General features: G+C 44.6%; 18 protein-coding genes, 2 pseudogenes and 1 riboswitch. Of the genes and pseudogenes, 9 read left to right on the forward strand and 11 right to left on the reverse strand.

Annotation, left to right across the window (positions count from 1 at the left end; translation table 11 throughout):
• Positions 1-29 precede the first annotated feature (29 nt).
• The 3 genes from H1A11_RS10285 to H1A11_RS10295 are packed head-to-tail and all read right to left on the reverse strand — an operon-like array spanning position 30 to position 4356.
• On the reverse strand, positions 30-1163 hold the full coding sequence (locus H1A11_RS10285; protein ID WP_181757174.1) for an ABC transporter substrate-binding protein: 1134 nt from the start codon (positions 1161-1163) through the stop codon (positions 30-32).
• Between the two features lie 5 nt (positions 1164-1168).
• On the reverse strand, positions 1169-2287 hold the full coding sequence (locus H1A11_RS10290) for a YncE family protein (protein WP_181757175.1): 1119 nt from the start codon (positions 2285-2287) through the stop codon (positions 1169-1171).
• A 53-nt stretch (positions 2288-2340) separates the two neighbouring features.
• Positions 2341-4356 carry a TonB-dependent siderophore receptor gene (locus tag H1A11_RS10295; RefSeq protein ID WP_181757176.1) on the reverse strand — a complete coding sequence of 672 codons (2016 nt, stop codon included), beginning with the start codon at positions 4354-4356 and terminating at the stop codon, positions 2341-2343.
• A 58-nt stretch (positions 4357-4414) separates the two neighbouring features.
• A riboswitch (cobalamin riboswitch) is annotated at positions 4415-4614 on the reverse strand.
• Positions 4615-4714: 100 nt separating this feature from the next.
• On the opposite strand from H1A11_RS10295, the gene H1A11_RS10300 reads away from it, so the two are divergent.
• From H1A11_RS10300 to H1A11_RS10310, 3 genes and pseudogenes are all read left to right on the forward strand, one after another.
• Complete coding sequence (locus H1A11_RS10300; RefSeq protein WP_138345605.1) at positions 4715-5947, forward strand: Cof-type HAD-IIB family hydrolase; 1233 nt, start codon at positions 4715-4717, stop codon at positions 5945-5947.
• Positions 5948-6013: 66 nt separating this feature from the next.
• Positions 6014-10888, forward strand: coding sequence for a RecQ family ATP-dependent DNA helicase (locus H1A11_RS10305; protein ID WP_138345607.1), 4875 nt, complete (start codon positions 6014-6016; stop codon positions 10886-10888).
• A gap of 50 nt (positions 10889-10938) precedes the next feature.
• A pseudogene (locus H1A11_RS10310) lies at positions 10939-12469 on the forward strand (RNA-binding domain-containing protein).
• Between the two features lie 123 nt (positions 12470-12592).
• On the opposite strand, the pseudogene H1A11_RS10315 reads toward H1A11_RS10310, so the two are convergent.
• A pseudogene (locus H1A11_RS10315) lies at positions 12593-13138 on the reverse strand (helix-turn-helix domain-containing protein).
• A 203-nt stretch (positions 13139-13341) separates the two neighbouring features.
• Complete coding sequence (gene dnaK / locus H1A11_RS10320; protein WP_005831748.1) at positions 13342-15261, reverse strand: molecular chaperone DnaK; 1920 nt, start codon at positions 15259-15261, stop codon at positions 13342-13344.
• A gap of 443 nt (positions 15262-15704) precedes the next feature.
• Here dnaK and H1A11_RS10325 point away from each other — a divergent pair, with 443 nt between their 5' ends.
• The gene (locus H1A11_RS10325; RefSeq protein WP_181757177.1) at positions 15705-17105 is read left to right on the forward strand and encodes an MATE family efflux transporter; all 1401 of its coding nucleotides are present in this window, start codon (positions 15705-15707) and stop codon (positions 17103-17105) included.
• A gap of 53 nt (positions 17106-17158) precedes the next feature.
• Positions 17159-17734 (forward strand): Crp/Fnr family transcriptional regulator, encoded by a 576-nt coding sequence (locus H1A11_RS10330; RefSeq protein WP_117601654.1) that lies wholly within the window; start codon positions 17159-17161, stop codon positions 17732-17734.
• 81 nt (positions 17735-17815) lie between these two features.
• On the opposite strand, the gene H1A11_RS10335 is transcribed toward H1A11_RS10330, so the two are convergent.
• Positions 17816-18607 carry an META domain-containing protein gene (locus tag H1A11_RS10335; RefSeq protein WP_117601635.1) on the reverse strand — a complete coding sequence of 264 codons (792 nt, stop codon included), beginning with the start codon at positions 18605-18607 and terminating at the stop codon, positions 17816-17818.
• Positions 18608-18798: 191 nt separating this feature from the next.
• Between H1A11_RS10335 and H1A11_RS10340 the strand changes: the two genes are divergently transcribed.
• The 3 genes from H1A11_RS10340 (at position 18799) to recA (ending at position 21630) form a co-directional block, all read left to right on the forward strand.
• Complete coding sequence (locus H1A11_RS10340; protein ID WP_016272822.1) at positions 18799-19992, forward strand: saccharopine dehydrogenase family protein; 1194 nt, start codon at positions 18799-18801, stop codon at positions 19990-19992.
• A gap of 135 nt (positions 19993-20127) precedes the next feature.
• Positions 20128-20574, forward strand: coding sequence for a thioredoxin-dependent thiol peroxidase (gene bcp, locus H1A11_RS10345; RefSeq protein ID WP_057258658.1), 447 nt, complete (start codon positions 20128-20130; stop codon positions 20572-20574).
• An 18-nt stretch (positions 20575-20592) separates the two neighbouring features.
• Positions 20593-21630 (forward strand): recombinase RecA, encoded by a 1038-nt coding sequence (gene recA, locus H1A11_RS10350; RefSeq protein WP_117601636.1) that lies wholly within the window; start codon positions 20593-20595, stop codon positions 21628-21630.
• Positions 21631-21697: 67 nt separating this feature from the next.
• On the opposite strand, the gene H1A11_RS10355 is transcribed toward recA, so the two are convergent.
• The 4 genes from H1A11_RS10355 to H1A11_RS10370 form a co-directional block, all read right to left on the reverse strand.
• A complete protein-coding gene (locus H1A11_RS10355) occupies positions 21698-22408 on the reverse strand; it encodes a DUF4252 domain-containing protein (protein ID WP_181757178.1) in 711 nt (236 codons plus the stop codon).
• Positions 22409-22414: 6 nt separating this feature from the next.
• Positions 22415-22939: a hypothetical protein gene (locus H1A11_RS10360; protein WP_118930882.1), complete on the reverse strand. Its 525-nt coding sequence runs from the start codon at positions 22937-22939 to the stop codon at positions 22415-22417.
• The gene (locus tag H1A11_RS10365) at positions 22920-23435 is read right to left on the reverse strand and encodes an RNA polymerase sigma factor (protein WP_087331867.1); all 516 of its coding nucleotides are present in this window, start codon (positions 23433-23435) and stop codon (positions 22920-22922) included. The genes H1A11_RS10360 and H1A11_RS10365 overlap by 20 nt, the downstream gene beginning before the upstream one ends.
• A gap of 128 nt (positions 23436-23563) precedes the next feature.
• The gene (locus H1A11_RS10370) at positions 23564-23908 is read right to left on the reverse strand and encodes a helix-turn-helix domain-containing protein (protein WP_005831772.1); all 345 of its coding nucleotides are present in this window, start codon (positions 23906-23908) and stop codon (positions 23564-23566) included.
• A gap of 160 nt (positions 23909-24068) precedes the next feature.
• Between H1A11_RS10370 and H1A11_RS10375 the strand changes: the two genes are divergently transcribed.
• Positions 24069-24656, forward strand: coding sequence for a hypothetical protein (locus tag H1A11_RS10375; RefSeq protein WP_119961297.1), 588 nt, complete (start codon positions 24069-24071; stop codon positions 24654-24656).
• Between the two features lie 301 nt (positions 24657-24957).
• On the opposite strand, the gene H1A11_RS10380 is transcribed toward H1A11_RS10375, so the two are convergent.
• On the reverse strand, positions 24958-25980 hold the full coding sequence (locus tag H1A11_RS10380; protein ID WP_117964227.1) for a YeiH family protein: 1023 nt from the start codon (positions 25978-25980) through the stop codon (positions 24958-24960).
• Between the last annotated feature and the right edge of the window lie 98 nt (positions 25981-26078).

Raw genomic sequence — 26078 nt, forward strand, 5'->3', positions numbered from 1 at the left:
TTCACAAAAGTTCCGTATCTCTGTGTTCATCACTCCTTCAGTCTGCAAAAATAGCGCAAACCTCCCAAATCTCCTATTTCGGGATGCAGAATCTGTATTAGGTCGGATAACAAATAATCGGGACGGAACGGAGTCTCCTCGTAGAAAGGAACTTTCGCCGTATTACAACCATAGACATTCCGGGTCTTGAAAGCCTTAAAACCGGTGTAGCCGATATAATCCGCCTCCAAATCAGCGTAGCTCATGTCGCGGTCGCGGTTGTACTTCACCAGCCAGACGTCGGCATCGCCCGCCTTGTCGAAAACGGTCTCGAAAGCCAGAGGAACAGAACCGCTGTGGGTATCGTCGGCAAAGGCGTAACGTCCGCAAGCATCCTGAAAAAGCCTTCCTATAGTGCTGCGCCCTCCCGGCACGTACAATGCCGAGCCGCTTTTCAGCTCACTGACAACGGAGAACGAGGTGGATGAAAGTTGTGCACGCATCTTGAGCTGTTGGTAACAACTGTCTACTTCGGCAAAAAGGTTGTCAGCTTGTGGCGCAGCCCCGAAGAGCAGTCCGTAGAAACGCATCCACTCGGCACGTCCCAAAGCGGAGGTTTCCATGTAGTCGGCACATTCGATGATGGGAATATTCAGTTTCTCGATACGGCCATAACCGCCGCTGTTCTCAAACGGAGAGAGCAGGATGGCATCGGGGTGCAGGTCAATGATGCGCTCCATGTCGGGATTCATGCCGTCGCCACAATCGGCGATGGCGCCCCGGCGGCAGGCTTCGTGCACGGCGGGTAGCTTGATGTACTTCAAGTCGCAGACGCCGCCGATACTACCAAACACACCCAGATTATCCATCAGTCCGCAGTGGACGGAAGAGTAGATAACTGATTTGGAGAGCGGGGTACGTACCACAGTACCTGCCGGAAGATGTGCCGGAAGTTCGCGGTCTTTCGGAACCAGTATATAGGTATGTAGCGTGTGCAACGTATCCCAAGGATTGCGCAAGGTGGCAAGGGTATAGCCGGGATAGGACACTAAGGTAAGATTCTCCGCATAACGTAAGGGAATGGTGTCACCGTTGACCAAAACAGAGGCAGTCTTGCCCCTTCCCCCACAGGAGAAAAGAAGCAAGACTGCGAATATACTGATAAAAAAGCAGCCTCTTTTCATTGATATTAATTAAAGAAGATAGCGGAATTAGGATTGATGCCTCCTGCATCGAACTTCTCGATAAATGTACCGTCTTTCTTGAAACGGTAGATGGTACCGTTCGTTGTGAACTCGGAAGTACCGATATAAATATCACCGTTATTTTCGTTTACTTCCAACATGTACAACGTGCTTGAAGCAAGTTCGGCAGGGGCGTCTTTGAGGAAAGAAGCACTATTCATCTGCCCGGTCTTGATGTTATAAGTAAAGAAAGTGTTGACTGTTGTATATGGTTCAGTATTCCAGTCCGTCATTGAATTCACCAGATATAAGATATCATCAGCAGCACACATACGGGTGGCACTGCCTAATTCCGTCACCTTATTGTTGGCAGCAGGATCTATCATCTGCAATGAATAGCCGACATCGCCATAATTGCCCCATGAAATCAAAAAGACTTTATCATCCTCTTCAATCAAAGCATTGGGGTTCAAACCTACCGTCAACTGCTCTTTCAGCTTGAAAGTGCGCAAATCTATCACCTTTACGTCAGTGTGCCGAGTGCTCCAATCAGCAGTACAGCTATTCGCCACATACAGCATATCCTCGCAGATTGCCACACCTTCCAGATTGTCACCAAGTCCGGTCAATTTATCCACTACCTCCAACGTTTTCGCATTGATTTTAGCCACAGCTCCTCCGTAGAAGGAAGCATAGATATATCCATCCTCAGCGTCTATATAGCGAATACCAGCACTGAGGTCATTATCATCTACAAACGAAACACGTTTCAACTCCACACCTGCAGCATTCAGCTTGGTCAGATAATTGGAACCGCTTACAGCTATATATATTTCATCTTCATACTCAATCATGCTCTGACCAAGGTCACCCAACTTGGCATTGTTTTGGGTCTTGTAGATATCACTGATAAAATCCGCATCCTTATTGGGTGCATAAAAGGCAAGTCCTGCATTGTTGGCTCCTTGAGAGCCTTCGTTCAGAATATAGACACGCGTCTGCGGCAGTGTCACCTTCGACCCGCCGTCATCCAGAGAATCGTCATCGTCGTCACTACAAGATGCCAAAGAGGCACCCAAAGCAAGCATGCAGAGCATACCGAATAATAAACTTCTTACTTTCATAATCACAGTTGTTATTGTTTATAATTAGTTTTTGTTGTTCATAAATAGATTATTCAAAACTTGAAAGTACCCGTCAACCGCCACGAACGGCCCGGCATAGGATAATATTTTATCACGTCATACTGCTCATCGGTCAGATTTATAATCTCGGCCTGCAACAGAAGCCGGCAACCGCCCAAAACAAACTCATGAGAGAGGCTCATCGTATGCTCCAGATAGCCCTCAATCTCATTTTCCGGAATGTTCTGCGACAAATAGTAACGCTTTCCCACTCCTACCGCCGAGTAGCCCACATTCACCCACGGCGTTTCTACAATGGCGGACGCGTTTCCGCTATGAAGAGGAGTATAAGGCAATTGGTCCTTATAGTTCTTCGCGTCGGAATCGGTCAGGTCAATGGCCTTTTGCCATGTATATCCGCCCGACATAATCAGTCTTATTTTCTCCGTCAATGGAACGGTTGCCGCCAAAGTGGCATCCACACCTGCGGCATGCACCTTGCCGTAGTTCGCCATCTTCCACGCATAGGTGGTGGGAAAAGCCACAATCTTATCCGTCACATTATTATAGTAACCGTCAAGCGTAACGGAGATATAATCGAACACAGACAATCCGGATTTGCTCCATGTGATACCGACATTATATTCGTCTGCCTTCTCGGGTCGCAGATTGCGGTTGCCCAGCCGGTAATAATAGAGGTCGTTGAAAGTGGGCAGACGGAACGTACTCTTATACATCAACCGGAAATACAGCGACTCGTCCTGCCAAGGCTGCATACTGACTGATAAAGAGGGGGCAAAACGATGGAAGTCATCGGGGACCGTACCTTTCTCGGCATGCTCCGAAGTGGCGGTATGCACCAGCGAGGTCGTGGCCGTGAGCCATCCTTGCCGGTAGCGTGCATTGAAGGCACTGATGGAAGTATATCTTGTGGGGAAAGGACATTCCGGCAAACTGTTGCGCAACTTGTTTATCACCCCGTCCTGCGCCAACGAAAGGGTCAAAGCTTCCAAAGGACGGTAGAGAACGGTCGCGGAAATATAATATTCGTCTTGCCGGTGATTTTCCCGATAATATCCGTCGGTATATTCCTTACCCTCATCCTTATATTTGTTCCAGCCATGATTATACTTTGCTTGTGCCTGCAGACTCCATCGGGGCGAAAAATGCTTCCTATAACGTGCCTGCACAAAAGTATTCTCATCCCAAAGCGTTTCATCGGAAAGGGGATTATAGAGCGTAACCGCCCCTGGAAGTCCCCGACGGGAATAGAAGTAGTAACCCTTCACATCCAGTTCACTGTCATCCTTGAAAGTATGATAAAGGGTAGCTTCGCCCTGCCAGGAATAGATGCCGGTGTTGTTACGTTTCTCTTCCGTCACGTATTTTCCATTGACCAGCGTGAAAGGGTAATTACCGTCCGCCCTCATATAAGCGGCATCTACCGCCACGCGTGTACGGCTGCCCAGTTTCTGCCACCAGCGCAACGAGGGGCTGACCATGCCGAACGACCCTCCGCGCACCCGTGCCTGAAAAGCGGCATTGCACCCGTCATCAAAATGAGGTTTTTCCGTCTCTATGCCCAGCACACCGGCCGACGCATACAAGCGGGCGGACTGCAACAAGTCCTCCGACTGCCCGATGGCGAGCGAAAGCATGGAAACATTGTCCAGCGAAAAACGCCCGATATCTATCTGCCCTGCCTGACAATTGCTCACCGCCACCCCGTCATAACTGACAGCTGTATGGGCTGCTCCCATATTGCGTATGGAAACCGTTTTCAGTCCTCCAATGCCTCCATAGTCCTTTACATTGGCTCCGGCAAAACGGCGCACAGCATCTGCCATATTCTGTATTCCCAGCTGGCTGATATCCTGCCGTGACATCGTCTGTATGGGTACGGCAGAAGTCACTTTATTGGGCGACCTGCGTGCTGTCACTGTCACTTTCTCTATCTGATGCACTTTCCCTGTAATCGTATCTCCTCCCACCTCCTGGGCAGAGAGCCGGAATATACTTGCACCCACTGAAACAGCACAGACCAGTAGTACCTTAGTCCTTCCTGACATAGAATAAATGAAGATTATCTTAAACCATTTGCGCACTGCCCACTTTCCTCGAATGGACAATTTTTCGACTTTGTTTTGCAGGTCTTCTGACTCGTTCCCGGTACATCGCCTTCCCGTTCTTTCCGAAGAACAGTGGCACAAGTATGATACACCGAGCATGGAACTCACAGCAGCGGGACTGTTCGGGACTTTCACCCGATTCCCTTTTCATCCGCTTCTCCGGATAGAGAACGCGGAACAAAACGTGGACAAAGATAGGATAAATAAAAGAAGTTTCAGTAAACAATAAAACGAATATTACCGTTTTAACAGTCATTTTTCTAACTTTGTAACATAATAACCCCAAAATCGAGTTGCCATGAAATATAAATTATTGGTTCTTGATGTAGATGGAACGCTACTCAATGATGAAAGAGAAATCAGTAAAAGGACATTAGCTGCTCTGCTAAAGGTCCAGCAGATGGGAGTGCGCATAGTTTTGGCATCCGGTAGGCCGACTTATGGACTGATGCCACTGGCCAAAACCCTCGAACTCGGCAATTATGGAGGGGTTGTTCTCTCCTATAACGGTTGCCAGATAATAAAAGCACAGAACGGAGAAATATTGTTTGAACGACGCATCAATCCGGAAATGCTGCCTTATCTGGAAAAGAAAGCCCGCAAGAACGGCTTTGCCATCTTCACCTACCACGATGATACCCTCATTACGGATAGTCCGGACAATGAATATATAAAGAATGAAGCCCTGCTAAACAATTTGAAGATAATCAGGGAAGATGAATTCTCTACTGCCATAGACTTCGCGCCTTGCAAGTGCATGCTGGTGAGTGACAAGGAAAAAGCTCTGATAGGGCTGGAACAACATTGGGAAAAACGCCTGGCAGGTACTCTGGATGCTTTCCGTTCCGAGCCTTACTTTTTAGAGGTGGTGCCCTGCGGAGTCAATAAAGCGAATACGTTAGGCGCCCTATTAGAGCATTTGGGAGTAACACGGGAAGAAGTCATTGCCGTTGGAGATGGCGTATGCGATGTGACCATGCTCCAATTGGCCGGCATGGGGGTAGCTATGGGACATTCACAAGATTCTGTAAAGGTCTGTGCAGACTATGTGACCGCATCGAATGAAGAAGATGGAGTGGCCCTGGCCGTAGAAAAACTAATATTGGCAGAAGTGCGTGCAGCAGAGGTGCCTCTTGATTTACTGAACGAACGGGCACGACACGCATTGATGGGAAACTTGGGCATTCAATACACATACGCTTCGGATGAGCGCGTAGAAGCAACCATGCCGGTCGACTACCGTACCCGCCAACCCTTCGGCATTCTGCATGGCGGTGCCACCCTTGCCTTGGCAGAAACCGTTGCCGGGCTCGGCTCCATGATTATCTGCGAACCTGATGAGATTGTCGTGGGAATGCAAGTCAGCGGAAATCATATTTCTTCTGCACACGAAGGAGATACCGTAAGGGCAGTAGGCACTATCCTGCACAAAGGACGCTCATCCCATATATGGAATGTGGACGTATTTACTTCCACCAATAAACTGGTTTCCTCTATACGGGTAGTGAATAGTGTGATAAAGAAAAGATAAAATAATAAAAAAACGATACAGACACATAACAAATCCAAGTTGTAAAACTATTTATTATATTGAGATATGTCAATATGGAGCAAGCTTATAGGAATCAAGAAAACCGAGGATAGAAACAATATCATCGGCTATAAAACCACCTCTGTACCATATAATGCCTACAATTATGCCATAGTAGATGTTGAAATAGGCTTGAAAGACCACAGAATCCATGATATAGGAGCCCTCAAGCATGATGACACGACATTTCATAAAACCTCAAAAGAAGAACTATTCATTTTCTTAAACGACATAGACTACATCTGCGGACACAATATCGTTCACCATGATGCTAAATACCTGTTTACGGACAAAATTTGCCGCTGGATTTTAGTTGATACACTTTATGTTTCGCCTTTACTGTTCCCTGAACACCCTTACCACAGGCTTGTGAAAGATGATAAACTGATGAGCGAACAGATGAACAATCCGGTGAACGATTGCAAGAAAGCAAAAGACTTATTACTGGATGAAATAGCATGCTGGCATTCATTACCAAAAGAAAAGCGTATACTATTCGCATCGTTGCTGAAGGACAAGAAAGAATTTGAAGGATTTCTCAATATGGTAAGTGCGGAGTATATTCATAAAGGAATACCTGAACTTATTAAAGAACTTTATGCCGGAAAAATTTGCCAACATGCCGACCTTGACATGCTCATCAATCAATACCCATGCGGATTGGCATACGCTTTGGCTCTGATTGACACCACCGATTACCGCTCCATCACTCCCGGATGGGTACTTTATAATTATCCGGAAGTGGAATTTATCGTAAAACTCTTGCGACACACTACTTGCAAAGAAGGCTGCGACTACTGCCATACGCAATTGGATGTGCTCCATAACCTAAAAATATTTTTCGGATATGAGCGCTTCCGGACATACGAAGGCGAGCCACTGCAAGAACGTGCTGCCCAAGCTGCGGTAAAAGGGGAATCGCTACTGGCGATATTTCCTACCGGCGGCGGCAAATCACTTACTTTCCAATTGCCCGCACTCATGGCTGGGCACTCCGTGCACGGGCTTACGGTAGTCATCTCCCCCTTGCAGTCCTTGATGAAAGACCAGGTAGACAACCTTGCCGACAGAGGCATCACGGATGCCGTAACCATAAATGGGATGTTAGACCCCATCACAAGATCACTGTCCATACAAAGAGTACAAGACGGAGAAGCCTCGTTGTTGTATATCTCTCCCGAAATGCTCCGTTCAAAAACAATCGAGAAAATATTGATGGCGCGCCACGTTGTAAGGTTTGTGATAGACGAAGCGCACTGCTTTTCTTCATGGGGGCAGGATTTCAGGGTTGACTATCTCTACATTGGCAAATTCATCCAAAAATACCAGCAAAAGAAAAAATGCAAAACCCCGATACCTGTATCCTGTTTCACGGCCACGGCAAAACAGAAAGTAATCCAAGACATCTGTGACTATTTCAAGCAGACTTCGGATTTGAACTTGGAATTATTCGCATCAACGGCCTCAAGAACGAATCTGCACTATTCCGTCATACATGTAGAGAATGACAATGATAAATATTTAAAACTGAGAGAACTTGTAGCAGAAGCCGATTGTCCGACAATTGTTTACGTATCACGCACCAAACGGACAAAGGAAGTGGCTGCAAAACTGACTCGCGACGGTTACAAGGCACTCCCTTTCAATGGGAAAATGGAAGCCGATGAAAAAATTGCCAACCAAGATGCTTTTATGAACGATCAGGTACACATCATTGTGGCCACATCCGCATTTGGCATGGGAGTCGACAAGAAAGATGTCGGTCTTGTGGTACATTATGATATTTCCGATTCGCTGGAGAATTATGTTCAAGAAGCAGGCAGAGCAGGTCGTGATCCCGGTCTTAGCGCACGTTGTTATGTGCTTTATAGTGACAATGATTTGGACAAGCATTTTATATTGCTAAACCAAACGAAACTTAGCATTAGCGAAATACAACAGGTATGGAAAGCCGTCAAAGACCTTACCAAATACCGTATGAAAGTCAACTGTTCTGCGTTGGAAATTGCCCGGCAAGCAGGATGGGATGATTCGGTATCTGACATTGAGACCCGTGTACGGACAGCATTAGCAGCTTTGGAACAAAGCGGATACTTGGTAAGAGGAAACAATGTACCTCATGTATATGCCACAGGAATAACAGTAAAGAATATGGACGAAGCTAGAGAACGCATATCAACATCACTACTTTTTGGCAACGATGAAATAGAAAAGGCAGTCCGTATCATCAAGTCATTGATTTCTCAAAAACATATCGCTAAGGCTCAGGACTCGGAAGCAGAATCACGAATCGACTATCTGGCAGATATTTTGGGACTAAGCAAAAGAGATGTTATATCTGTAGTGGAGCGCATGCGACAGGAAGGCATATTGGCAGACAGCAAAGATATATCTGCCTATTTGCAGGATGCAGGTGATTCGGAACGAAAGTCGCAAATGCTCCTCGAACGCTTTGCAAAACTTGAACAATACATTCTCAACCATATTCCCGATGAGTCTTTACGAATATCATACAAGCAACTGAATGAGAATGCCGTAAACGACGGAATCAACACATCCAAAGAAAAAGACATTCGGACGTTACTCTATTTTCTCACCGTCAAGGGATATACGCGTAAAAAAGAAGATGCGGCCCGTAACATGGAGATAAGTCGTCAGGCAGACATGGAATCCACCATCAGGCGATTTGAAAAACGATTGGAAATAAGTCGCTTTGCTGTAGAATGGCTATACAAACTAGCTTTTGATGCAGAAAAAAAGAATGTATCCGACAAAGCCATCCAGTTCTCCATAGTAGAGCTTCTGAACCGAATAAAATCAAGTTCCCAATCTCTTTTTGGTGGACTTGATGACATTCAATTGGAAGACGTGGAGGAAGCACTTCTATATTTATCGAAAATCGGTGCGCTAAAACTTGAAGGCGGCTTTTTGGTACTTTACAACGCCATGAATATCCAAAGAATAAAAGACAATAAGTCGAGATACAAGCAAGACGATTACCGAATGCTGAACGAATTCTACAAACTGAAAATCCAACAAGTGCATATTGTGGGGGAATATGCCAATCTGATGGTGAGAGATTATCATGCAGCCTTGCAATATGTTCAAGACTATTTCCAAATGGACTACAAGAAATTTGTCACAAAATATTTCAAAGGAGACAGAACAAGCGAGATACAACGTAACTTGACGCCACAGAAATACAATCAATTGTTTGGACAATTATCCAAACGGCAAATGGAAATTATTTCCGATAAGGATTCACGTTGTATTGTAGTTGCGGCAGGTCCCGGTAGTGGAAAAACACGAGTGTTAGTCCACAAACTGGCTTCACTCCTACTACTTGAAGACGTAAAACACGAACAGCTACTGATGCTGACATTTTCAAGGGCAGCCGCTACGGAGTTCAAACAACGGCTTATGGAGTTGATAGGCAATGCAGCCCATTTTGTCGAAATAAAAACATTCCACTCCTATTGCTTCGATCTCCTGGGACGGATAGGAAATCTTGAAGATTCAAAGAATGTCGTTTCAAAGGCAGCCGAGATGATATGTCAAGAAGAAGTAGAACCGAACAAAATCGGTAAGACAGTATTGGTTATAGACGAAGCCCAGGACATGGGAACAGAAGAACACGCACTTGTAAAGGCTCTGATGACCAACAATGAAGAAATGCGTGTGATAGCAGTGGGAGACGATGACCAAAACATCTATGAATTCCGAGGTTCCGATTCTGATTATATGTACCGGCTGGCGCAAGAAACCGGAAGTACATTTGTCGAAATGACCGAGAATTACCGCAGTGCTCGCCAGCCGGTTGATTTTGCCAACGGATTCTTAAAAACTATCAATAAAAGAATAAAAAGTACACCTATCATCTCTATGAGAAAAGAGAAAGGTTGGGTGGAAGTGATACGTCATCATTCAACATATATGTATCAGCCGCTTGTCGAAAACTTACTTCAACACAAGGACAAAGGCACTTCGTGTGTACTCACCCAAACAAACGAAGAGGCTGTCATCTTGATAGCCCTCCTGCGAAAACATGGTATAAACAGTAAACTGATACAATCAATGGACGGTTTACGTTTTTGGAACATGGCGGAAATGAGATACTTCCTGAAGTATATAGACAAACGGATAAAAACACCTCTAATCACAGAAGAACTATGGGAAGAAGCCAAACATGCAACCTTTTCTATTTATGACAGAAGTCTAGGTTTGATGTATGTGAAGCGATGTGTGGAACAGTTTGAACAAACCAACAAGACAAAATATTTCAGTGACTTCAAAGAATTTGCATTTGAGTCGTCAGTGGAAGACTTCTGCGACACATCAGGCACCGATGTTGTGGTATCAACCATCCACAAGGCTAAAGGCAGGGAATTTGATGACGTATATATGCTCATATCTGACAGCTATGTAAAGGATATCCATCTGATGCGTCGATACTACGTAGGAATAACTCGTGCAAAAAACAGACTATTCATACATACAAACGGCGATTGCTTCAATCATTTAAGTGTAAACCAATATCTCATTGACCAACGACAATATGATATGCCTGAAGAAATTATACTACAGCTCTCTCACAAAGATGTCAATTTGAGATTCTTCAAAGAACGGAAGCAAGAGGTCTTAGCACTGAGAGGAGGAGATTCATTAATTTACAGTGATTTCTTTTTGTACAGTTCATCGACCGATAAACCTATAGCAAAATTATCATCAAGAATGCAGGGCACGTTATCTGAATGGGAACAAAGAGGTTATAAGGTGAAATCTGCATCTGTACGGTTTGTTGTGGCATGGAAGCCCAAAGATGCACCAAAAGATGAAACGGAAACGGCTGTTCTTTTAGCAGACTTGATACTTTCTTTGTAAGTTAAAGCACTTGAAATTATCATATTATCATTACCTTTGTGATACGAATAATGCAAATACATAACAATCATTGATAACGGAATGCTCAGCTTACGATTTCAAGGAAATGTTGGAACATAAGAAAGTGAAGTCATGGCTTAAATCCGTGTCGGCTTTTGCCAATACGGACGGTGGCAGTTTGTTCTATGGAGTGAATGATGACGGCGTAATTGTAGGGTTGGAGAATCCACAAGCCGATGCTGATTTTATCAGTGAAATGATAAAGGCACGACTTGACCCAGTACCAGAGGTACAACTTATTCCGATTGAACACGAAGGACATACTTTGATTGAAGTGAAAGTAAAGGCAGGAACACTTACACCTTATTATTATTATCAAGACGGAACACGTACAGCTTATACACGAGTTGGCAATGAAAGCGTGGAATGTAATTCTCAACAACTTCTTTCATTGGTATTGAAAGGTACGCACATGACATGGGATTCACTGCCTACCCAAGTGAATGCCAGCAAACATTCTTTCATCATCCTTCCAATACTTTCCGTGAGCAAACCCATCAAGAATGGAATGACAAGTATCTGGAATCATTTGGACTAGTAACTCCTGACGGTAAACTGACTAATGCCGGATTGTTGTTTGTGGATAATTGCACTGTATTTCAATCACGTATTTTCTGTACTCGTTGGACTGGACTCTATAAGGATGATGCCATCAGTTCCGTGGAACATCGGGCTAACCTTGTATTGCTCTTAAAATATGGTATGGACTTCATTAAGAACTATACCATGAGCGGATGGGTAAAGATGCCAAACTATCGCTTGAACCTTCCCGACTATTCCGACCGGGCCATCTTTGAAAGATTGGTAAACCACCTTATCCATTGGGATTACACTGTAATGGGCGGTGAAGTGCATATCGACATTTACGATGACCGAGTAGAACTAGTGTTACCAGGTGCAATACTTGACGGTACACAGATTCAAGACCGAGATATATACAAAGTGCCGTCCATGCGCCGCAACCCCGTCATTGCGGATGTATTTACACAATTGGACTACATGGAGAAACGTGGCTCCGGTTTACGCAAAATGCGGGAACTTACGGAGAAGCTGCCTAATTTCCTGCAAGGCAAAGAACCGCAATATCAAACGGAAGCGATTTCTTTCTACACCACATTCTATAATTTGAACTGGGGCAAAAACGGAAGAATACCTATGGAAGAAGTAGCCAACAGGGTAAACAGTACCCTTGAAAAGTACCTTGAAAACGAAGGAAGTTCGGTGGAAAAGTTCGGTGATACGCAAGAAAGTTCGGAGAAAGGTTCGGAGATAATCCAAAAAGGTTCGGAGAAAAAGTTCGGAGATTCGAAAAACAAATCTAAAAGTATTGGGAAAACCGCACAAAAGATTATTGATTTCGTCATTTCCGACCCGTCAATGTCTACAGAAACAATGGCCTATAAAATAGGAATAAGCTCCCGAGCCGTAGAAAAACATATTTCCAAGTTACGTTCTATGGGTATTTTGTCTCGTGAAGGAGCAGACCATGATGGCTATTGGCGCATTATTGTTAAACCATAAACTGAATAATAAACCGATGGGAACATCTTTCATACCACTCAGTGCAATAATTGCCGTTTTAATTATCGCCTTTTTGTTTGCCTCCCTACCACATGTAAATCATAAAACGCGATACAGAGTGCTTCATAACGACTTATATAATTTATCAATTTCAGATTTGGGAACATAAACATAGTTACCGATTTGGCGTGTAGGAATAGAATGACGGCGTATGTGCTTAAATACACTGCAGTCATTGATATGGAATTTCTTTGCGATCTCTCCGATGGTGTAACAATCTTTGGGTTCAAAGGACAATGCCTCCTTTTTTCTCTTTCTACTCCCTGCCTTTGTTTTGAAGTGTTCATCCATATACTACCGACTAAGGCGTATCAGACGCTGACCCAAATTGTATGACGGTATCAAGCCTTGCCGTATCATACGATAAAGAACGTCTTTACTAATTCCGTAAATCAGCATAGCTTCCTTTACGGTTAGATACCCCTTACTGGATGGCATTCATCTAATCAGTACTTGACGTATCGCCTCTTTCTCTTTTGCGATTTGCCTTTTCTTATACGCCCTCTTGGAACAAGCCGGACAACAATACTTCGACACTAATGTGGGAGGAGTAAATATTTTACCACACTCCTCGCAACTTCTTTGAATGGTGTAATTTCCTCTTGGCATATTCTTCTCGTTTTAAATGGTTTATATCAATTTAAGTTGTACCTTATCGCCAAATAAGACGTGTCGCAAACATGTCGCAAATAAGAGATAAAAAAGCCCATAGAAAACACATAGCAACCATGAACCCCATAAACGCAAAAAGCGTGCAACTCATTGAGCTGCACGCTTTTGCTTATTGTTTATTATCTGTTTCCTTATCGGAATCATTTGACTTCCTCAAAGTCAGCATCCTGCACATTATCGCCATGCTTTGTATTATCCTGAGCACCGCCTTGTTGCCCTGCATTCATATCAGGACCAGCTTGTGCACCACCCTGAGCACCGCTCTGGGCATACATTTCAGCACTTGCAGCCTGGAATGCCGTATTCAATTCGGCCATGGCAGAGTCTACGGTAGCCAGGTCTTGAGCCTTATGGGCATCTTTCAGCTTCTGCAAAGCAGCTTCAATCGGAGCCTTCTTGTCGGCAGGGAGCTTGTCGCCGAGTTCCTTCAACTGATTTTCGGTTTGGAAAATCATAGAATCGGCCTGGTTCAGCTTGTCTACTTTCTCACGCTCTTTCTTATCTGCTTCAGCATTGGCTTCGGCTTCGGCTTTCATCTTTTCGATTTCTTCCTTGCTCAAACCGCTGGAAGCTTCGATACGGATAGCTTGTTCCTTACCGGTAGCCTTATCTTTGGCAGACACCTTCAAGATACCGTTGGCGTCGATATCGAACGTTACCTCAATCTGAGGAATACCGCGACGTGCCGGAGCAATACCTGTCAGGTTGAACTGGCCGATTGACTTGTTCTGCGCAGCCATCGGACGCTCACCCTGCAATACATGGATGGTAACCTCCGTTTGGTTGTCGGCAGCAGTAGAGAATGTCTCGCTCTTCTTGCAGGGGATGGTAGTGTTGGCATCAATCAGCTTCGTCATCACACCGCCCATAGTTTCGATACCCATAGAAAGCGGAGTAACATCCAACAATACAACGCCCTTGATTTCGTCCGTCAAAACGGCACCTTGCACGGCAGCACCTACGGCCACCACCTCATCCGGATTCACACCCTTGGAAGGAACTTTACCGAAGAAATCTTCTACCAACTTCTGTACTGCCGGAATACGTGAAGAACCACCTACAAGGATTACTTCATCGATGTCCGCATTGTTCAGACCAGCATCGCTCATAGCCTTCTTACATGGCTCCAAACAAGCTTGAATCAAGTTGTGAGCCAGAGCCTCGAACTTGGCACGGGTCAACGTCTTCACCAAGTGCTTGGGCACACCGCCTACGGGCATGATGTACGGCAAGTTGATTTCAGTGCTGGTAGAAGAGGACAGCTCAATCTTAGCCTTCTCGGCAGCTTCCTTCAGACGTTGCATAGCCATCGGGTCTTGAGTCAGGTCGGCACCTTCGTCGTTCTTGAACTCCTGAACCAGCCAGTCGATGATTACCTGGTCGAAATCGTCACCACCCAGGTGAGTGTCACCGTTGGTTGACAATACTTCGAACACACCGCCACCGAATTCGAGGATAGAGATATCGAATGTACCACCACCAAGGTCGAATACGGCAACCTTCATGTCCTTGTGAGACTTGTCAATACCGTAAGCAAGAGCTGCGGCAGTCGGCTCGTTCACAATACGCTTCACTTCAAGACCTGCAATCTGTCCGGCTTCCTTTGTAGCCTGGCGTTGGGAGTCGGAGAAGTATGCGGGGACGGTAATTACGGCTTCTGTCACTTCTTGTCCCAGATAATCCTCGGCAGTCTTTTTCATCTTCTGCAGAATCATTGCAGAGATTTCCTGCGGAGTATAGAGACGTCCGTCGATGTCTACACGCGGAGTATTGTTGTCACCCTTTACTACTTTATAAGGCATGCGGCCGATTTCTTTCTGCACCTGGTCCCAGTTTTCGCCCATGAAACGTTTGATGGAGAAAACCGTACGGGTGGGGTTCGTGATAGCCTGACGCTTGGCAGGATCACCGATTTTACGTTCGCCACCATCAACAAATGCTACTACTGAAGGAGTGGTGCGCTTACCTTCACTGTTTGCAATTACTACAGGTTCGTTACCTTCGAATACTGCAACGCAAGAGTTTGTTGTTCCTAAGTCAATACCAATAATTTTTCCCATGATCGTTATTTTTTTATTTGTTATTATTCTGTTTCGACGTCCACCTCAGTGGCAGACGCCAATAAAAAGACAAACGTTGTGCCAAATTGTTCAGAGCAGCCGCAGATTTATACTTGTGGCAGTTTATCTGTCAGTTTGGCAGAATTAAAATCATTTTTTCTGTCGGAAATTACCATTTGTTAATTTCCATTCCATTCAAAAGCTCTACTTTTGTCGCTCGAATCAGAGATAATAAAACATGAACAACATTAATCATTTTCCTTGCATACCTTTAACCGTTCCTCCATGGAGGAAATATTGTTCCACCGTGGAGAAAATATCATTCCACCACGAGGGAAATATCGTTCCACCATGGTGGAACGATTAAGGATTAGTTAACATTGGGCTTAATCGCAGCACGGAAATGATTGTTTTTCACATATAAAGAAATAAATAAGATGAGTATGGAAAAGATGAGAGACAGTATCGACTTCAAGAACACGGACATCAAGACATTGTTCCGCAAACTATTGCTCCCTACTGTACTGGGGATGATTTTCTCCGCACTATTCGTTATCACCGACGGCATCTTTGTCGGAAAAGGAATTGGCAGTGATGCTTTGGCGGCGGTCAACATTGTGGCACCGCTATGGTTGTTCTCTACGGGTGTGGGACTTATGTTCGGTGTCGGCGCCTCTGTAGTAGCCTCCATTCATCTGTCACACGGGAAGGTCAAGGTGGCACGCATCAATATCACACAGTCGGTAGTCATATCTTCCTTGTTGCTGATGTGCACTTCCGCCCTATTCTGTTCATTTGCCCCGCAGGTGGTAAAGCTGCTCGGAGGGTCTGAACGGCTCACGCCATTGGCTGTGGAATACATGCTTTGGTTTGTGCCTTTCTCTCTGTTCACGGCATTGCTCAATTCGGGTATGTTTTTCTTGCGGCTGGACGGTTCGCCTAACTTTGCCATGATGTGCAATGTGGTGGCTGCCGTTCTGAACATCCTATTGGATTATCTGTTCATCTTCCCCTTTGACTGGGGGATGTTCGGTGCCGCATTGGCAAGTGCTATAGGCACTACGGTAGGCGCATTGATGGTAGTATTCTATCTACTGCGCCGCCGGTGCACACTGCGCTTCCACCCCATTAAGATGAGCCGGAAAAGCATGCAACTGATGCGCCGCAACATTGGCTATATGTGCCGCTTGGGTTCTTCCGCCTTCTTGTGCGAGGTGGCGATTGCCTGCATGATGTTTGTCGGCAACCAGGTGTTCATCCATTATCTGAAGGAAGACGGAGTGGCGGCATTCAGCATCGCCTGCTATTTCTTTCCTATTATATTTATGGTATATAATGCCATTGCGCAGTCGGCACAGCCGATTATCAGTTATAACTACGGCCTGAACGAAAGCCAACGTGTCCGCCGCGCCTACTTGCTGGCATTGAAAACAGCCATAGGCTGCGGTGTATGTTTTGCCCTGGTCACAATATTCTGCAGTCCTGAAATTGTAGGCATGTTCATAGACCGCAGTTATCCGGCTTATGACATAGCGGTAAAAGGGTTGCCTTTGTATGCCACCGGCTTCGTGTTCTTTGCTGTTAACATCGTATCCATCGGCTATTTCCAGAGTGTGAAGCGTGCCAAATACGCCACAGTTATCACCCTGCTGCGTGGTTTTATTCTGCTGACAGCCTGCTTTTTCGGATTGCCCCTGCTATTGGGAGACCGGGGAATCTGGCTTGCCACCCCTCTTGCAGAAATGCTGACAACCCTCTTTATCCTCGTGATTTACATATCCGGGAAAAGGAAGCATAAAGAAAAATCCGTATCTTTAGACAAGACAGGCTGCACCCCGACATGACTTTTTCATGCAAGCGTAAAAGTTATGTCTTCAGTTTGCACTATCTTTGCGGCATGGAAACTATGACAAAGAAATTCTGCAAGAAGTATAAACTACCGGAAAACACTTTGCACGAACTTCTGTCACACATGGCAGAAGTTCGTTTCAGCAAGGGAGAACTCATTATCAGCGAAGGGGAGAGGAACAGCAATTTCTATCTTTTGAAGAAAGGTATCTGGCGCGCCTACTACCTGACAGAGGGTACGGAAAACTCCCTTTGGTTCGCCGCACCGGGCGACACAGCTTTCTCATCGTGGGGATATGTGGACGGCGAAGTTTCCCCCATCAACATCGAATCAGTGAACGAGAGCATCGCCTATTGTATCAGTAAGCCTGAGCTGGAAGCCCTTTTTTCGTATTCCATAGATATGGCCAACTTCGGCAGAAGAATCTTTGAACGGGAAATTCTGTCGGTAGACAGTTCTACAGTAGCCTACGGTACCCCTCCCACTGCAAAAGAAAGGTACATGACGCTGATGGAAGAGAATCCAGAACTGCTACAGGATGTACCGCTCAAGTATCTGGCTTCTTACCTCTACATCACTCCGCAATCCTTGAGCCGGATACGCGCAGGATTAAAGAAAAAGTAAAAGACTATTTTATATCAAGATACAAAAAAGGCTCCTAGCAGATTATTGCTGTAAGAGCCTTTATTATTTCAACCTATCTTGTCAGTTCTTCACCAACACCATCACCAGGTTATTGTCAGCATCGTACAGCCCGATGCCTCCACCTGCCAGCTTACCAAAAGACTGAACGGAATTTAAGGCTTTCAGCACACGGCCTTCCACCTCCATATCAGGGCATGCCATCATGGTACTGATAACTTGCGGGAAAGAGATTGCCGAAGGATTTTCATCATCAACCTGGAAAGCGCCGTTAATCAAATTGCAACCCGCATTACCGTGCAAGCTCTTTTCTGCAATATTAAATTCAATGAACGGCTGCTTCTCCATTCCATCGGGAATGGCCTCGCCCGCAGCCTCACTAATTATCCACTTTCCTTCCAAATCAGACAACTTGGAAACGGATTCTTTCTTCTGCAACACGACTATGGGACGATTGGAAGCACCGCATAAAGCTATATTTTCCTTTCCCAGCTTCTTATACTTTTTCACTTTGTTCAAAGCCGACAACACATTATTTTCTACAGTCATATCCGGACAAGCCATACGGGTACTTGCTAAAGCGCCAAGGTCAATCGTGCCGGGCTTGGCATTCACGTCAAACGAACCCATCATACGGTTGCAACCACTATTGCCAAATACTTTTCCAGCCTTTGTGTCGAAACCGATATAGGGAAATTCCTGGCCAGGAGCAGGGACTACGGCGGTGCCATTCACTTCAATAATATTCCACTCACCGTTGATAGAAGAAAGAGTTGCGGCATTTTTAGTTGATGCACAAGAAGACAAGCCCATCAATACGCTTGCCATGCATAGGGAAACAAATACTTTTTTCATTTTCGTTGTTTAAGTTAATTTATTCGAGGGGCAAATATATAGAAAATAACCCAAATGCAAGTAATTTATTTAATATTTGAAGCATTTTTCCCAAAGTATTTAGCAGGATTTTAATGTTTATCTAAGAATTAACCCTTATATTTGCTCTCCATATTTTTTATAAACTTAATATAATAATATAGTAGAAAGAAATGGGTAAAGTTCTTATTATCGGTGCAGGCGGTGTAGGTACCGTTGTTGCGCACAAAGTGGCTCAAAATCCTGATGTGTTTACAGAAATCATGATAGCCAGCCGCACCAAGTCTAAATGTGACGCTGTTGTCAAGGCAATCGGTAACCCGAACATCAAAACCGCCCAGGTAGATGCCGACAACGTGGACGAACTGGTAGCACTCTTCAATAGTTTCAAACCCGAAATCGTCATCAACGTAGCCCTCCCCTACCAAGACCTCACCATCATGGAGGCTTGTCTGCAAAGTGGAGTCAACTATCTGGATACTGCCAATTATGAGCCGAAAGATGTTGCCCACTTTGAATACAGTTGGCAATGGGCTTATAAGAAACGCTTCGAAGATGCCGGACTGACCGCCATCCTCGGTTGCGGTTTCGACCCGGGAGTAAGTGGAATATATACGGCATACGCCGCCAAACATCATTTTGACGAAATACAATATCTGGACATTGTAGACTGTAATGCCGGAAATCATCATAAAGCATTCGCCACCAACTTCAATCCGGAAATCAACATCCGTGAGATTACACAGAACGGCCGCTATTATGAAAACGGAGAATGGGTAACAACCAAGCCGCTGGAAATCCACAAAGACCTGACTTATCCGAACATCGGCCCACGCGATTCCTACCTACTTTATCACGAGGAACTGGAGTCTCTGGTAAAGAATTTCCCCACTATCAAGCGTGCACGCTTCTGGATGACGTTTGGCCAGGAATACCTCACACACCTGCGTGTCATCCAAAATATCGGTATGGCCCGCATAGACGAAGTGGAATATAACGGCATGAAGATTGTTCCGCTGCAATTCCTGAAAGCCGTCCTCCCCAACCCGCAAGACCTGGGCGAAAACTACGAAGGCGAAACATCCATCGGCTGCCGCATCCGCGGACTAAAGGATGGCAAAGAGCGTACTTACTATGTATATAACAACTGTAGCCACCAAGAAGCCTATAAGGAAACCGGCATGCAGGGCGTAAGCTATACCACCGGTGTACCTGCCATGATTGGTGCCATGATGTTCCTCAAAGGATTGTGGAAAAAGCCAGGGGTATGGAATGTCGAGGAATTCAATCCGGACCCGTTCATGGAACAGCTCAACAAACAAGGCCTGCCTTGGCATGAGATTATCGACGGAGACTTGGAAGTTTGAAATTAATGATTAATGATTAATGGTTAATGTTTAATGATTAATACCATGCGGACAAAAAGGTGCTCCGCCCATTAATCATTAAACATTAATCACTAATCATTATCCATTAATCACTAATCATTAAACATTAACAAAGTGAATATAGGAGATAAAGCACCCGAAGTATTGGGCATCAACGAAAAAGGTGAAGAAATCCGCTTGAGCGACTATAAGGGAAAGAAGATTGTACTCTACTTCTATCCCAAAGACATGACATCCGGCTGCACGGCACAAGCCTGCAACCTGCGGGATAATTATGCCGACCTGCGCAAAGCCGGTTATGAAGTCATCGGCGTCAGTGTAGACAGCGAAAAGTCACACCAGAAATTTATTGAGAAAAACAATCTGCCTTTTACCCTGATTGCAGACACCGACAAGAAGCTGGTAGAACAATTCGGAGTATGGGGCGAAAAAAGCATGTATGGCCGCAAATATATGGGAACGTTCCGCACAACTTTCATCATTAATGAAGAAGGTATTGTAGAGCGTATCATCACTCCGAAAGAAGTGAAGACCAAAGACCATGCGGCACAAATTTTATAATCATTAAACATTAACAACGTGGCAAAAAAAGACGAACTGAATTTTGAAAATGGCAACAATCTGGCATCAGGTGAAAAGCTGAAAGCCTTGCAGGCTGCCATGGACAAGATAGAAAAGAGCTTTGGCAAAGGCTCTATCATGAAAATGGGTGACGAAAGTGTCGAACAAGTAGAAGTTATTCCCACAGGGTCCATCGGCCTCAATGTAGCTCTTGGCGTGGGAGGATATCCCCGCGGACGTATCATCGAGATTTACGGCCCGGAATCCTCCGGTAAGACAACCCTCGCCATTCATGCTATTGCTGAAGCGCAAAAGGCAGGAGGCATTGCCGCATTCATTGATGCAGAACATGCTTTCGACCGCTTCTATGCGGCAAAACTGGGTGTGGATGTGGACAATCTGCTGATATCACAACCGGACAACGGCGAACAAGCGCTGGAAATCGCAGAGCAACTGATCCGTTCTTCCGCTATTGACATCATTGTAGTGGACTCTGTGGCTGCCTTAACCCCGAAAGCTGAAATTGAAGGCGATATGGGTGACAACAAGGTGGGTCTGCAAGCCCGACTCATGTCACAAGCCTTGCGTAAACTGACGGCAGCTGTCAGCAAAACACGCACCACCTGCATCTTCATCAACCAGTTGCGCGAAAAAATCGGTGTCATGTTCGGCAATCCCGAAACAACTACCGGTGGTAATGCCTTGAAGTTCTATGCCTCCGTACGTCTTGACATCCGTGGAAGCCAAGCCATCAAAAACGGCGATGAAGTAATCGGCAAGCAGACCAAAGTGAAAGTTGTAAAGAACAAGGTAGCTCCTCCTTTCCGTAGAGCGGAATTCGACATCATGTTCGGTGAAGGCATCTCCCGTGCAGGCGAAATCATTGACTTGGGTGCAGAGCTTGGCATCATCAAGAAAAGCGGCTCATGGTTCAGCTATAACGAGACGAAAATTGCCCAGGGACGCGACGCCGCCAAGCAGGTCATCCTTGACAATCCGGAACTGGCAGAAGAGCTGGAAGGGCTTATCTTTGCAGAATTGAGAAAAGACAAATAACAAAAAAACTTGCCAATAGAAAAACAAAACATTCTATTGGCAAGTTTCCCTAAAAGGTTACCGCTTCCTATTCCATCTTTTCCAAACGTTCTTCCAAAGTCTCCATGCTTTTTTCAAAACGTTTCCATGTATCGGTATCCATTTGTTCTTTCAGATACTTGTTGTCTTTCAGTTTAGCTACATTTTCCAGCCCTTTCAATGCCAGTTCTTGCGAACGCTTCAATTCTCCAAGCCAATCGCGGTTCTTCAGCTTCTCTATCTCAGCCCAGTTTATATCCGGAAGCTGTATATTCACATTGTTACCATTCCAGCTGGTATTCTGATACATCATGATATTCTGTATATCCTTCAAAGTCATATCACCTTCCAGATAAACAAATTTCAGAGTGGCTGCACCATCTACAATCATAATCAGCTCCTTCACCTTTTCCCCTTTACGGCTCATGTAGAATTCAGAACTGGAGACTGTTCCCTTCTGCTTCATCAGCAATTCATATCTGGAAGACTGCACCAAAGAACGAAGATCCTTACGCATTTCTTTCTTTACATTATTATCCATTGTAGAAAGTACCTGCACAGAGTTCAACTGTCCGGACACTTTCCCAATATAAACATCTTTAGTAAACAAGTTGGGATTCGTTTCTATCATTGCCTTGGATATGTAGACGGACGACACGCCTTTCATATCTCCATACTTGTTGAATAGGTTCTTCTGTGCCTGGCAAAGCAAAGGCAACATCAGCAGTACACTTGCCAAAATCATTTTCATTGTTTTCATATCAGATTATTGTTGAATTTCTTTTCTTACTTCCTGGTTCACCTTCGTTACGTCTATCCGCGTTTCCTCTATCTGCTCAATTCCCTTGTTCAGATTCGCAGACACCTCGATTAAAGTGGCCTGCAATGCCTTATAAGCAGCTTCCGGATCAGAGAAAGTGTCCTGAGGTGTAGGAGGACGCATATCCTCTCCCATGTTCGTAATGCCATAACCTACACCTACAAGAACCAGAATGGTGGCAGCAATACCTCCTATCCAGCGCCAATTACGTTTGGCCTTGTTCCGGTGGAAAAAACGTTGTTCCTCTTCAGCCTTTTCATCAATCATCCGGCTCAGTTTATCCTCCAATCCGGCGGGAACATTATCCACCACTTTCCCGGGAAAAAAGCTGAGAAAGAGTTTCTTGTCCTTCTGCAAGTGCTCGGGCACTTCTTCGGTTCTGAAAGCTTCCTTCAACAACTCTTCTTCCTGCTCGTTGGTATTCCCTTCATAAAATTCGGCGAGCAGCCTTTCAATTTCCTCGACTTTCATAGTTACTCCATTTATTAAATTCCTCACGTATCTTTTTTCTTGCCCGGGACAACAGTACACGGACATTGGTAGCATTCAATCCCGTGACCTGCTCTATCTCTTCATAAGAACATCCCTTGACATCACGCAACGTTACTATCTTCTGCTGTTGCACCGGCAGATGGGCAATGATGTGCCTTACCTGCTGCGCTTCATCCCGCGCTTCAAAGTTATCTGCTTGAGACACATTATGCACTTCGGCCAACTCCACACTCTGTCTGCTCAAAGTATACTTTCCCGAACGAAGCAAATCAAAGCACATATTTTTCACCAGAGTAACGCTGAATGCTTCCGGATTACTGATAATGGCCAGTCCTTCCCGCTTGTCCCACAACTTCAGATAAGCTTCCTGCACCAAATCTTCAGCATCGGCAGCATTCTCCAATAGTCTATAAGCTATGCAGTACAACTTGCGATGATATGGCAGAAACTCTTTTTTAAAACTTTCAGCGTCCATGGGCTATTTATCAATAGTAGATTCCTGTTTATACCCTTCAGACGTAGGGGGAAAGGATTTTGTTACACGACCAGGAAAAAAAATGGAAAAAAAATGAAAACACCAATAGCACCAGCCCAAGAGTGCGTTTATTTCAAGACATCAGCAATCCGCTTTTTAAGATTCAATTTTGCAATGTCTTCAGGCTTCAGCTCAAGCTCCACCAACACCTTCGCTGTGGAGAGTCTGTATTCCTGCTCTAACGTATCATAATTTATCTGTTCCTTATGAATGGAATACAACAAAGCAAAATCGTAGTTCAAGGCACGTGAGACATTATACAACGTATCCGTATCAATACTTTTTCTCGTAAGCATATAGTCTACACTTTGAGGCTTAACTTTCAGTCTTCGTGCAAGTTCCGCCTTGGTAACCTGCTGTTCAAGCATCACGTTCTTGATTATCTCTCCGATGTATATATTACTTTTTTCCATTTATATGAAGGTACAAATTAATCATTCATATTATAAGGAACACCAATACCAATTTGTCTGTATGTATCGTTCTTTTTATTCATAATTCGTTTGTTTTATCAAATATTTTATGATACTTTTGCAACATATTCATATAAACAAACAAATAATATCTGCTATCATGAATTTACTGACATGTATTCTCATAGCCATCCCTATCGGCATTATTTTTATTATGCTATGGATATACAATGACTACCGGAAATATAAGAAGAAAAATAAGCTGGCCATTTTGCTGTTTCTCCTATTTCCAACCACTTTATCTGCACAATACGTTGATGCAGGATGCCAAGTATCCTTTAAATGGCTGGAGAACCAAAAAGGGAAATTAGAGTATACAAAAGATGGGGTTACTTATAAGTTTATTCCAAACGACTCCCAATGGGAAATTGTAATTCGCAACAACTCTTCAGAAGATATCCGAATAAACTGGGAAAATATGCAATTCATTGTGGACGGAAGAACCTCAGAAGTCAAATACACCATACTTGCAGAAGCGGAAACTCCCTTTGCAATTATAAAAAGCCAGGCAGAAACAAGCCAAAAGATTGGTGTGACAACTTATACGGCAAATAACTCTCAAATATACAACAAGAAAGATATTCGAAAAGGAAGGAATTCCTCCATTACCATTATCCTTCCCATATCTATCGGTAAGCACCCTCAATTCTTCACCTCTTTCGACTTTATCATCAAAAAAGTGAACTAACTATGACTTCTCAAGATATAAAAAAACAGCTGAAAGAACCACATTTCTGGAACATTGTATTAACTGGTCAGCACGCCGAACCGAGAACAAAAGCAATGCTGGAAGCAAAAGGTATCATAACTTGGCTTCCACTTGCTCCGGTCCGGCGTCAATGGGGAAGGATATTAAAAGAAATACACACCCCGGTTATCCCGAAATGTGTATTCGTCTATATATCCAATGAGGAAAGAAATACGTTGCAAAAATCCTACCGACTTCTTCCACCGGAAGTTATACTTCAAGAACTGCCGGACCTATGCAATCAGAACAAGTAGATATATGCCAACGTGCTCACACTAATCACTATCCACAACAAGGTGCCTTGTATCAAGGGCTTGATACCTACTGCCTTCAGTACATCACGTGACAGAGAGGCACCGATAAAGAACAGAGTGATAGTCAGCGTCTTGCGGGCCAAAGAATTGATTCCCTCCCCAATCATGGCACCCGTTTCGGTAGTACCCAGCACATAAGTATTGAAAATCATAGCCAGCACAAAGAAGAAGATGAACCAGGGAATACTGATTTTCTGTCCCTTGCTCTTAAAGATGAACGAAGTTACCAAAGCCAAAGGAATAATCCATAAGGCACGTGTCAGCTTTATAGTCGTTGCCACCTGTAATGCCTCTTCCCCATAGGCGGCACCTGCCCCCACTACCGAACTCGTATCATGTATGGCAATGGCCGCCCATGTGCCGAACTCATGCTGGCTCATGTTCAAAGCGTGGCCTATCATCGGAAAAACAAACAATGCAATGGCATTCAATATAAAGATGGTGCCCAATGCCACAGACATCTCGCTATCCTTTGCCTTCAACACCGGCCCCACAGCCGCAATGGCACTGCCTCCGCAGATAGCCGTACCGGAACTGATAAGATAGGAAGTGTCACGGTCCACTTTCAGGAACTTACGTCCTATGAGCCAGCCTATGAGCAATGTCCCCACTACAGAAATAATCGTGAACTCCATTCCCTCCTTGCCCGAAGCCAGAGAAGCCTGCAGATTCATTCCAAATCCTAACCCTACAACAGAGTATTGCAACAGGTACTTTGAAGTCTTCTTATTGAACTTCGGATGTGCCTGCCCACACAGCAACGCAAAGGCCAACCCCAAGAACAACGCCAACGGCGGAGTGACCCATGCCGAATAGGCATGCATACCGGGCACATAATCCAGCAGCAGAAAGAAGGAGAGGACAACCAGAAGAGATACATAAATAAATTTATTATTACTTTGAAGAAAAGGCATATTAATGCTTTTAGCCAAAACTCGATTTGAAGCCATACTGTTTATTTTACTATTATTACTAATGTTTATTCCTTAATTTTCCGGATGCAAAGGTAGTTCTATTTTAGTACACCCGCCAATCGTTTCTACTTATA

The sequence above is a fragment of the Bacteroides sp. CACC 737 genome (genome assembly GCF_013874375.1).
Taxonomy (GTDB): domain Bacteria; phylum Bacteroidota; class Bacteroidia; order Bacteroidales; family Bacteroidaceae; genus Bacteroides; species Bacteroides uniformis.